The organism is Arenimonas sp. (assembly GCF_035721105.1).
Lineage (GTDB): Bacteria > Pseudomonadota > Gammaproteobacteria > Xanthomonadales > Xanthomonadaceae > Arenimonas.
The window spans coordinates 1-11,131 of the sequence record NZ_DASTNG010000008.1; the positions used below are offsets into that span (position 1 = coordinate 1).

The window sequence follows — 11,131 nt, forward strand, 5'->3', positions numbered from 1 at the left end:
GATTCGCGGCTGAAGCCGCTCCTACAGGGGGCGTGCGCGGCGGCACGGAAGTCCGGGCACCCGGGTGCTAGCATCGGGTGCACTCACCCCAGGGGAAGACCATGCGCCGATTGCTGCTTGTCACCGCCCTCGCCGCCGCGCTCTGCGGACCCGCCGCGGCCCAGTCCACCGACGTCGAGGCGCTGGCCGCCACCGTCGACGCCAAGGTCGAGGCCTGGCGCCGCGACATCCACCAGCATCCCGAGCTGGGCAACCGCGAAGTGCGCACGGCCAAGCTGGTCGCCGACCATCTCACCGCGCTGGGCTTCGAGGACGTGCGTACCGGCGTCGCCACCACCGGTGTCACGGCGGTGCTGCGCGGCGGCAAGCCCGGCCCGCGGATCGCGCTGCGCGCCGACATGGACGCGCTGCCGGTCACCGAGCGCAGCGGCCTGCTCTTCGAGTCCAAGGTCACCACCACCTTCCGCGGCGAGACCACCGGCGTGATGCACGCCTGCGGCCACGACGCCCACACCGGCATCCTGATGGGCGTGGCCGAGGCGCTGGCCTCGATGAAGGACGAGCTGCCGGGCGAAGTCCTCTTCATCTTCCAGCCGGCCGAGGAAGGCCCGCCGGACGGCGAGGAAGGCGGCGCCGAGGAGATGCTGCGGCAGGGGGTGTTCGAACGCTTCAAGCCCGAGGCGGTGTTCGGCCTGCACGTGTTCAGCACGCTCAACGCCGGCCAGGTCGGCTACCGCAGCGGCCCGCTGATGGCGGCGTCGGACCGCTTCAACATCGTGGTGAAGGGCCGGCAGACGCACGGCTCGCGGCCCTGGGGCGGCGTTGATCCGATCGTGGCCGCGGCCGACATCATCGGCACCGCGCAGACCATCGTCAGCCGCCGCCAGAACATCTCCAAGCAGCCGGTGGTGGTCAGCTTCGGCGCCATCAAGGGCGGCATCCGCTACAACATCATCCCCGACGAAGTGGAGCTGGTGGGCACCATCCGCACCTTCGACGAAGGCATGCGCGCGCAGGTGTTCGCCGACCTCAAGAACGTGGCCGAGAGCGTGGCCAAGGCCCACGGCGCCACCGTGGTCGCCCAGGTGCCCGACACCAAGGGCAACCCGGTCACCGTGAACCACCCGGCGCTGACCGCGCGCGTGGTGCCCAGCCTCGAGAAGGCCGTGGGCGCCGACAACGTGGTCGAGATGGACCTGACCATGGGCGCCGAGGATTTCTCGCTGTTCGCGCAGCAGGTGCCGGGCTTCTTCTTCTTCGTCGGCGCCACGCCCCGCGGCCAGGATGCGGTGGCGGCCCCGTCCAACCACTCGCCCGAGTTCTTCCTCGACGAGGAAGCGCTGAAGGTGGGCACCCGCGCCATGCTGCAGGTGTCGCTGGACTACCTCAACGCCCAGGACTGAGCACCCGGCCCGGCCTCCGCGCCTGGCGCCTGCCGCGACCTCTGCCTTCGCTTTTGTAGGAGCGGCTTCAGCCGCGAATCTTTTCGCCGAAAAGCTTCGCGCCTGAAGCCGCTCCTACCGTTCCACGGTGACTTCGGAGCATCGACCCCGTTTTGGACGTTCACGCGTTGAAGGACTCCAACCTGCCCGGAGCCCCGCCCATGCCCCACCTCGCCCGCCTCGTCCCCGCACTCCTGCTGCTCGCCACCGGCGTCGCCCACGCGGAGCGGCCCACGACCTTCCCGGAGATCGACCCCGCCACCGCGACCTATCGCCTGGCGGTGGTGGAGCTCGAGGACCAGGGGGAGCTGCCGCAGTTCGCGGCATGCAGCTCGCCCGACGTGCTTTGCATGGACGGGCCGCCCATCTGGTTCCGCGCGCGCGTGCTCGACACCCTGCAAGGACCGTCGCTGCCGGCGCAGCTGCACGGCGCCACCACCAGCCACTACGGCCCGATGCAGATGGCCTCGCCGCAGTACGGCAAGGCGCGGCTGATGCTGCTGATGTCGGATGGCGAGCGGCACGTGATGCCGCGCTACGCGAACGGCTTCCTGGCCGAGGACCGCGACGGCTTCCTGCACCTGGTGCTCGTGGATCCGCGGCCGGTGTGGTGGCTTCCCTGCGGCGCGATGGACCTGAAGGAACCCATCCACGACGCGGCCCTGGCCCGCAGTTCGCGCATCCCGCTCGAGCACTACGAGCAGTTCCACGCCCCCGACGACAGCGCCGCCTACACCCTGCGCGGCCGGCACGCGTATCCGAAGCATTCGATCCCGATGGCGAAGCTGGCGGCCTGGCTGGCGCGGCGGCGCGACCTGCCGGCCAACCTCCAGTGCCGGCCGATCGCCGCGGGCTGACCCCACATATTGCGTTGACCACGCCAGCGACACCCGATATGTTGTGGCCGTCGGTCCCGAACGCGGCAACGCGCGAGGGTTAATAGGGAAGCCGGTGCGACTCCGGCGCTGCCCCGCAGCGGTATGTGGAAACGAACGCCGTTTTTGGCACTGGGACTTGCGCCTGGGAAGCGACGGTTAGTAGGCAGGGCAGGAGTTAGTGGTTAGGAGTTAGGAGTTAGTGGGGCTGACGCTTGGCCAGTTACTAACTTCTAACTCCTATTCACTAACTCCTGCTCCAACGTCCACGAGCCCGAAGACCTGCCGACAGCCGCGCGAAGCACACCGCGCGGTGACCGGCCCAGAGGTCTCCGGGGGGAGACGGCGCCGGTGTCGTGGCGCCGCGTCCCGGTCCCTGCGACACCCGCATTCCATCCTCCGTTGCACTTCGCATGCCCGCGGGGGCATGGCCGCGACGACGCCGCTTGGCGTCGCCGTCGCCCGTCTCCGCGCGCCGCCCCCGAGGGAGGGACGGCGACCGTGCGCCACGCACCGGAGAACATCCATGAACACCGAAACCCTGGAAGCGCAGGCCAGCGAAGCCGCGCCGCAATTCGCCCTCACCCCGCCCGCCACCGCCCCGGGCATGACCGTCACCAAGCGCAATGGCCGCCGCGAGCCGGTGGACCTGAACAAGATCGTGCGCGCGGTGGCGCGCCAGTGCGACGACCTGTACGCGATCGACCCGATGCGCGTCGCCACCCGCACCATCTCCGGCCTTTACGACGGCGCCACCACGCGCGAGCTCGACGAGCTGTCCATCCGCACCGCCGCCCTGCTGACCGCCGAGGAGCCCGAGTACGGGCGCCTCGGCGCGCGCCTGCTGGCTGACTTCATCGCCAAGGAGGTGGCGGGCCAGGAGATCCACGCCTTCTCCCAGTCCATCACCCGCGGCCACGAGGTCGGGCTGATCAATGACCGGCTGCTGGGCTTCGTGCAGGCCAACGCCCGCAAGCTCAACGACGCGCTGGACGCCACGCTCGACCGCCGCTTCGACTACTTCGGCCTGCGCACGCTGTACGACCGCTACCTGCTGCGTCACCCGACCCGGCGCACGGTGATCGAGACCCCGCAGCAATTCTTCCTGCGCATTGCCTGCGCGCTCAGCCAGGACGTGCCCGAGGCGCTGGCGCTGTACCGGCGCATGGCGTCGCTGGACTACCTGCCCAGCTCGCCGACGCTGTTCAACGCCGGCACCACCCACGAGCAGCTCTCGAGCTGCTTCCTGCTCGACTCGCCGGACGACACGCTGGAATCGATCTACCGCAAGTACGCCGACGTGGCGATGCTGAGCAAGTTCAGCGGCGGCATCGGCGTGTCGTTCACCCGCGTGCGCTCGCGCGGCTCGCTAATCCGCAGCACCAACGGCCACTCCAACGGCATCGTGCCCTGGCTCAAGACCCTCGATTCCTCGGTGGCCGCGGTGAACCAGGGCGGCAAGCGCAAGGGCGCCGCCTGCGTCTACCTCGAGCCCTGGCACGCGGACATCGAGGAGTTCCTGGAGCTGCGCGACAACACCGGCGACGAGGCGCGCCGCACCCACAACCTGAACCTGGCCAACTGGATCCCGGACCTGTTCATGCGGCGGGTGGAAGCCGACGGCGAGTGGTCGCTGTTCGATCCCAGGGCCGTGCCGCAGTTCACCGACCTGTTCGGCAAGGCCTTCGACGTGGCCTACGAGCAGGCCGAGGTCAGCGGCCGCGCGGTGAAGACGCTGCGGGCGCGCGACCTGTACGGGAAGATGATGCGCACCCTGGCCCAGACCGGCAACGGCTGGATGACCTTCAAGGACAAGTGCAACCGCGCCAGCAACCAGACCGCGCGGCCGGGGAACGTGATCCACCTGTCGAACCTGTGCACCGAGATCCTGGAGGTCACGTCCGGCGACGAGACGGCGGTCTGCAACCTTGGCTCGATCAACCTGGGCCAGCACCTGCGCGAGGATGACGAGGGCCGTGTCGACTTCGACTTCGACAAGCTCGCCGAGACGGTGCAGCTCGCCGTCCGCCAGCTCGACCGGGTCATCGACCTGAACTTCTATCCGATCGAGACCGCCCGGCGCGGCAACCTGCGCTGGCGGCCGGTGGGCCTGGGCGTGATGGGCCTGCAGGACGTGTTCTTCCGGCTGCGCCTGCCCTTCGACGCGCCCGAGGCGCGCGCGCTGTCGGCGCGCATCGCCGAGGACATCTACTTCCACGCGCTCGAGGCCAGCTGCGAGCTGGCCCGGGAGCGCGGCCGCCATCCGAACTTCGACGAGACCCGCGTCGCCCAAGGCGAACTCCAGTTCGATGCCTGGGGCGTGCAGCCCGCCGCGCCCGAGCGCTGGGACGCCCTGCGCGAACGGATCCGCGAGCACGGCCTGCGCAACTCGCTGCTCGTGGCGATCGCGCCCACGGCCACCATCGCCTCGATCGCCGGCTGCTACGAATGCATCGAGCCGCAGGTCAGCAACCTGTTCAAGCGCGAAACCCTGTCGGGCGACTTCCTGCAGGTGAACCGTCACCTGGTGCGCGAGCTCAAGCAGCTGGGCCAGTGGACGCCCGAGATGCGCGACCGCATCAAGCTGGCCGAAGGCTCGGTGCAGGGCCTCGCCGACCTGCCGGCCGAACTTCGGGCCGTCTACCGCACCGTCTGGGAGGTGCCAATGCGCTCGCTGATCGACATGGCCGCCGGGCGCGGCGCCTTCATCGACCAGGGCCAGTCGCTGAACCTGTTCATGGAGTCCCCGAACATCGGCGCGCTGTCCTCGATGTACATGTACGCCTGGAAGCAGGGCATCAAGACCACCTACTACCTGCGCTCCCGCCCCGCCACCCGCATCGCCAAGACTACCCTCGACGCGACGGCCGCCGTGGCGTGCTCGCTGGAGAACCCCGAGTCCTGCGAGGCGTGCCAGTAGTTTTTTGCCACGGGTGGACGCGGAAAAAGCCGGAGGCCCACGGATGGAATGGGCCGGGACGGCAATGCTGCCAGCCCGTTGGTATCCGACGTGCCATTCCGCCGCCATTTTCTCCGCGTTTCCCATGGCTCGCTTTTTTCCGTGTTTATCCGTTCCCTCCGTGATTCTCCGTGGCCAAACAGGACACCCCCATGACCACCGCCAAGTTGCTTGATCCAGGCTACAGCCTGACGCTGCGCCCTATGCGTTACCCCGGCTTCTACGAGATGTACCGCGACGCGATCCGCAATACCTGGACCGTCGAGGAAGTGGATTTCTCGCTCGACACCCAGGACCTGAAGAACAAGCTCGGGCCGGCCGAGCGGCACCTAGTGGAACGGCTGGTGGCGTTCTTCGCCACCGGTGATTCGATCGTTTCCAACAACCTCGTGCTCAACCTCTACCAGCACATCAATGCGCCGGAAGCACGGATGTACCTGTCGCGGCAGCTTTACGAGGAGGCGCTGCACGTGCAGTTCTACCTCACCCTGCTCGACACCTACCTGCCCGAGCCCGAGGCGCGCGCCAAGGCCTTCGCGGCGATCGAGAACATCCCCTCGATCCGCCGCAAGGCCGCGTTCTGCTTCAAGTGGATGGACAGCGTGCAGGACCTGCCGCGACTGGAGACCCGAGCCCATCGCCGCCAGTTTTTGATGAACCTGGTTTGCTTCGCGGCCTGCATCGAGGGGCTTTTCTTCTTCGGGGCGTTTGCGTACGTGTACTACCTGCGCTCGCGCGGTCTGCTGCACGGGCTGGCGGGAGGCACCAACTGGGTGTTCCGCGACGAGAGCGGGCATATGGCGTTCGCGTTCGAGGTCATCCGCACGGTGCGCGAGGAGGAGCCCGACCTGTTCGACGACGAGCTCAAGGCCGCGATCGTCGAAATGCTGTCCGAGGCCGTGGACGTGGAGTGCCTGTTCGCCGACGACGTGCTGTCGGGCGGCGTGGCCGGGCTGTCCCCGAAGGACATGCGCCAGTACCTGGAGTACTGCGCCGACCAGCGCCTGGCCCAGCTCGGCCTGCCCCGGCACTTCGGGGCGCGCAATCCGTTCCCGTTCATGGAGCTGCAGGACGTGCAGGAACTGACCAACTTCTTCGAACGTCGGGTATCGGCCTACCAGGTCGGCGTCCAGGGTGAAGTGGCCTTCGACGCCGCCTTCTGATCCGCTCTCCCACGGACATCCCAGGAGGGCGGGGCTGTGGGAGAATGCGCGCCATGACTTCCCCCGAATTGAGCCCGCTGGGCAAGGCCGTCGAGTACGGCAACGACTACGATCCCAGCTTGCTGTTCCCGATCGCGCGCGCCGCGCAGCGAGCCGCCCTTGGCCTGTCCGACGACCTGCCCTTCGTCGGCGTGGATTTCTGGAACGCCTACGAGCTCAGCTGGCTCGACGGCCGCGGCAAGCCGCGCGTCGCGCTGGCCGAGTTCCGCGTGCAGGCCAGCTCGCCGAACATCATCGAGTCCAAGAGCTTCAAGCTCTACCTGGGCAGCTACGCGCAGGCGCGGTTCTCCGACACCGATGCGCTGCGCGCGCAGCTGGTGCGCGACCTCTCGGAAGCCTCGGGCGCGCCGGTGAGCGTGGTGCTGACGCCGGCATCGTCGAACAACGTCGCCCTGATCGAGAACCTGGAAGGCGACCTGATCGACGACCTGCCGATCGAAGTGAGCCACTACGGCCCGCCGCGCCCGGATTTCCTGTCGTCCGACCCCGAGCTCAAGGCCGACGAGATCCTGGTCTCGCACCTGCTCAAGTCCAACTGCCCGGTCACCGGCCAGCCCGACTGGGCCAGCGTGCAGATCCGCTACGCCGGGCCGCGCATCGCCCGCGACGGCCTGCTGCGCTACCTGGTGTCCTTCCGTAACCACAGCGACTTCCACGAGCAGTGCGTCGAGCGCATCTTCATCGACCTGATGCAGCACTGCGCACCGACCCGCCTGGCCGTGTACGCGCGCTACACGCGCCGCGGCGGCCTCGACATCAACCCGTTCCGCGCCACCCCGGGCCTGCCGCTGCCGGGCAACCCGCGGACGGCCCGCCAGTAATCCGCCGACCCTCGCCTTCCGGGAGCCGACATGCGCCATTCCAAGCTCGCTGTGATCCTGTTCGCGTCGCTGGCCCTGGCGGCCTGCGGCGGCGATGACGCCGCCGCCCCGTCCGACGCCCGGATCGAGGCCGCGACCGAGGCCGCCAGCGAGGCCGCGGAAGCGCCCGCCCCGCTGCCGCCGCTGCCGACCGGCGACTTCCGCATCACCGCGGTCAGCCTGGGCAAGGCGGTGGACGAAGAAGGCCAGGTCGTCGAGCCGCTGACCGTGTTCGCGCCCGGCGACCGCCTCCACGCCGCCGTGGTCGCGGTCGGCAGCAGCGAGGGGCTGACCCTGTCGGCGCGCTGGCTGGCCGCCGACGGCACCGAGGTGGCCAAGGCCGGCCAGAGCCTCAGCCCCGACACCCCCACCGTCACCACCTTCAGCATCGCCCAGCCGGAACCCTGGCCCCCGGGCGCCTACCAGGTGGAGATCGCCATCAACGACCGGGTCGTCGAAACCCGCACCTTCGAGGTGCGCTGAGCCGCGCCGGCCCACCCCCCGGCGCGCGTCCGCGCGACGCGCCCATGCCCCATCCCTGCTTGTCCTGCGGCGCCTGCTGCGCCACCTTCCGGGTCGGCTTCCACTGGTCCGAAGCCCAGCCCGACAACCCCGACGGCCCGCCCGCCGCGCTGGTGGTGCCCCTGCGCCGCCACGAATTGGCGATGCGCGGCACCGAATCGGCGCCCACGCGCTGCGTCGCGCTGGCCGGCACGGTCGGCGTCGACGGCCACTGCAGCATCTATCCGCTGCGCCCCTCGCCCTGCCGCGCGCTCACGCCGGCCTGGGAAGACGGCCAGCCCAGCCCGCAGTGCGACAAGGCGCGGCTGGCGCACGGGCTCGATCCGCTGACGCCGCAGACATGGTCGCGGCTCGCGCCGCCGGACGCCGAGCCAGGCCCGCCGGTACCGTAAGCCAGGCCGGGGCTCAGCGGCGCCGGTAAATGCCGAGGAAACTCGTCGTCCAGGCCTGCCCGTCGTCGTTGGATACCTCCCAATGCTGGGCCACGCTGCCATCGTCCGCAGGCGTCCAGGTGATGCGCTGCCGCTGGCGGCCGCCGTTCGCCGCGGGCAGCTCGCCCTCGAGCACCATCGCGTTGCCGCGCAGGCCACCCTCGAGCCGCAGCACGGTGCCGTCCACGCCCGTCCAGAATTGCGACCAGGTGCCGCGCGCGCGGTCGAAGGCGTTCAGGCTCTGGCCGTCGCCGCCGCGGGCGCTGCGCCAGTGCTCGTGCAGGGCGCAACCGCCGGCGATCGTCGTGACCTGGCTGTGGCCCAGCACGGCGCCGGTGTCGGGGCGCGTGACTTCCCACTCGCCGAGCCAGAAGTCGAACTGGCGATGCTCCGCGGCGGTGCAGGCGGGCGGCGAGCTGGCGGCCGGGGCTGGCGTGGGCGCCGGGGGGGTGGCCGGGGCCGGCGCGGCAGTAGCGCCCGCGGCCAGGACGAAGGAAAGCATCAGCGGACTGACCATGGCGCGTCTCCCGGGGTAAGGGCCCCAGCGTAGCCCGACGGACCGCTGGCGCCATGTGTCGCAGGCCACGGTGGCCCGTACCCGCAGGTATGTGAAGCGGGGCGTCACCGGCCGCGACTTTCGCCGCCGGGGCGGAGCGGCGACAATCACCGGCTAGCCCGAGAATGAGACGCCGACGCCATGTCCGATACGCCCAAGATCATCTACACGCTCACCGACGAAGCCCCGTTCCTGGCCACGCAGTCCCTGCTGCCGATCGTGCAGGCCTTCGCGGGCGCCGCCGGCATCGCGGTCGAGACGCGCGACATCTCGCTGTCGGGCCGCATCCTGGCGCAGTTCCCCGAGCGCCTGCGGGAAGACCAGCGCATCGGCGACCACCTGGCCGAGCTGGGCGCGCTGGCGACCCGGCCGGAAGCCAACATCATCAAGCTGCCCAACATCAGCGCCTCCCTGCCCCAGCTCAAGGCCGCCATCAAGGAACTGCAGGGCCAGGGCTACGACCTGCCCGACTACCCGGAAGAGCCGCGCGACGACGCCGAGCGAGACGTCCGCGCCCGCTACGGCAAGGCCATGGGCAGCGCGGTGAACCCGGTGCTGCGCGAAGGCAACTCCGACCGCCGCGCCCCGAAGGCCGTGAAGGAAAACGTGCGCAAGCATCCGCACCGCATGGGCAAGTGGTCGGCCGATTCGAAGTCGCACGTGGCGCACATGGCCGGCGATGACTTCTTCGGCAGCGAGAAGTCCGCGACGATGGCCGCGGCCGGCAGCCTGAAGATCGCCTTCGTCGGCGCCGACGGCAGCGAGCGCGTGCTCAAGGACGCGGTGAAGGTGAAGGAAGGCGAGATCGTCGACGCCTCCGTGATGCGCCGTGCCGCGCTGGCCCGCTTCGCGGCCGAGCAGATCGCCGACGCCAAGGCCAGCGGCGTGCTGTTCTCGCTGCACCTCAAGGCCACCATGATGAAGGTGTCCGACCCGATCATGTTCGGCGTCTTCGTCACCGAGTTCTACAAGGACGCGCTGGCCAGGCACGCCAAGGTGCTCGAGGACATCGGCTTCGACCCCAACAACGGCATCGGCGACCTCTACGCGCGCCTGGGCCAGCTGCCCGAGGCCACGCAGGCCGCGATCAAGGCCGACCTCGACGCGGTGTACGCCGCGGCGCCGGGCCTGGCGATGGTCAACTCCGACAAGGGCATCACCAACCTGCACGTGCCCAGCGACGTCATCGTCGACGCCTCGATGCCGGCGATGATCCGCGACTCGGGCCGCATGTGGAACGCCAAGGGCGAGCTGCAGGACACCAAGGCGGTGATCCCGGACCGCTGCTACGCCGGCATCTACCAGGCCGTGATCGACGACTGCAAGGCGCACGGCGCCTTCGACCCGGCCACCATGGGCAGCGTGCCCAACGTCGGCCTGATGGCGCAGAAGGCCGAGGAATACGGCTCGCACGACAAGACCTTCCAGCTCGACGCCGCCGGCACGGTGCGCGTCACCGACGCCAGCGGCGCGGTGGTGTTCGAGCACGCGGTGGCCGCCGGTGACATCTGGCGCATGTGCCAGACCAAGGACGCGCCGGTGCAGGACTGGGTGAAGCTGGCGGTGGACCGCTCGCGCCTGAGCGGCACGCCGGCGATCTTCTGGCTCGACGCCGCGCGCGCCCACGACGCCCAGGTGATCGCCAAGGTCGAGCGCTACCTCAAGGACTTCGACACCACCGGCCTGGACCTCCGCATCCTGCCGCCGGTCGAGGCGATGAAGGTCTCGCTCGAGCGCATCCGCGCCGGCAAGGACACCATCTCGGTCACCGGCAACGTGCTGCGCGACTACCTCACCGACCTGTTCCCGATCATGGAGCTGGGCACCAGCGCCAAGATGCTCTCGATCGTGCCGCTGATCGCGGGCGGGGGACTCTTCGAGACGGGCGCGGGCGGTTCCGCCCCCAAGCACGTGCAGCAACTGCTGAAGGAGAACCACCTGCGCTGGGACAGCCTCGGCGAGTTCCTCGCGCTGGCGAGCAGCCTGGAGCATCTGGCCAAGTCGACCGGCAACGCGCGCGCCCAGGTGCTCGCCGACACGCTCGACTGCGCCACCGGCACCCTGCTCGACGAGAACAAGTCGCCCAGCCGCAAGCTCGGCGAGATCGACAACCGCGGCAGCCACTTCTTCCTGGCCGTGCAGTGGGCCACGGAGTTGGCCGCGCAGACCGACGACTCCGAGTTGGCCGCGGCGTTCGCCGATGTGGCCGCGAAGCTGGCATCGAACGCGGATGCGATCAACGCGGAGCTTCTGGCCGTGCAGG

General features: G+C 69.7%; 9 protein-coding genes and 1 riboswitch. Of the genes, 8 read left to right on the plus strand and 1 reads right to left on the minus strand.

The window, feature by feature from the left end:
• The first annotated feature begins 101 nt into the window (after positions 1 to 101).
• From VFQ84_RS00400 to VFQ84_RS00430, 7 genes are all read left to right on the plus strand, one after another.
• Positions 102 to 1,403, plus strand: a complete 1,302-nt coding sequence (locus tag VFQ84_RS00400) for an amidohydrolase (RefSeq protein WP_325128049.1) — start codon at positions 102 to 104, stop codon at positions 1,401 to 1,403.
• 200 nt (positions 1,404 to 1,603) lie between these two features.
• Positions 1,604 to 2,299, plus strand: coding sequence for a hypothetical protein (locus tag VFQ84_RS00405; RefSeq protein ID WP_325128051.1), 696 nt, complete (start codon positions 1,604 to 1,606; stop codon positions 2,297 to 2,299).
• A gap of 34 nt (positions 2,300 to 2,333) precedes the next feature.
• Positions 2,334 to 2,621, plus strand: a riboswitch (cobalamin riboswitch).
• A gap of 222 nt (positions 2,622 to 2,843) precedes the next feature.
• The gene (locus VFQ84_RS00410; protein ID WP_325128053.1) at positions 2,844 to 5,237 is read left to right on the plus strand and encodes a ribonucleoside-diphosphate reductase subunit alpha; all 2,394 of its coding nucleotides are present in this window, start codon (positions 2,844 to 2,846) and stop codon (positions 5,235 to 5,237) included.
• Positions 5,238 to 5,428: 191 nt separating this feature from the next.
• Entirely contained in the window at positions 5,429 to 6,439 is a 1,011-nt protein-coding gene (locus VFQ84_RS00415) for a ribonucleotide-diphosphate reductase subunit beta (protein ID WP_325128056.1), read from the plus strand.
• Between the two features lie 53 nt (positions 6,440 to 6,492).
• On the plus strand, positions 6,493 to 7,320 hold the full coding sequence (gene queF, locus VFQ84_RS00420) for an NADPH-dependent 7-cyano-7-deazaguanine reductase QueF (RefSeq protein ID WP_325128057.1): 828 nt from the start codon (positions 6,493 to 6,495) through the stop codon (positions 7,318 to 7,320).
• 30 nt (positions 7,321 to 7,350) lie between these two features.
• Positions 7,351 to 7,842, plus strand: coding sequence for a hypothetical protein (locus VFQ84_RS00425; protein WP_325128059.1), 492 nt, complete (start codon positions 7,351 to 7,353; stop codon positions 7,840 to 7,842).
• 44 nt (positions 7,843 to 7,886) lie between these two features.
• Positions 7,887 to 8,273, plus strand: a complete 387-nt coding sequence (locus VFQ84_RS00430) for a YkgJ family cysteine cluster protein (RefSeq protein WP_325128061.1) — start codon at positions 7,887 to 7,889, stop codon at positions 8,271 to 8,273.
• Between the two features lie 13 nt (positions 8,274 to 8,286).
• On the opposite strand, the gene VFQ84_RS00435 is transcribed toward VFQ84_RS00430, so the two are convergent.
• Complete coding sequence (locus VFQ84_RS00435) at positions 8,287 to 8,829, minus strand: hypothetical protein (protein ID WP_325128063.1); 543 nt, start codon at positions 8,827 to 8,829, stop codon at positions 8,287 to 8,289.
• Positions 8,830 to 9,009: 180 nt separating this feature from the next.
• Here VFQ84_RS00435 and VFQ84_RS00440 point away from each other — a divergent pair.
• Positions 9,010 to 11,131: NADP-dependent isocitrate dehydrogenase (locus VFQ84_RS00440; RefSeq protein ID WP_325128065.1), on the plus strand; the 2,122-nt coding region annotated here is incomplete at its 3' end.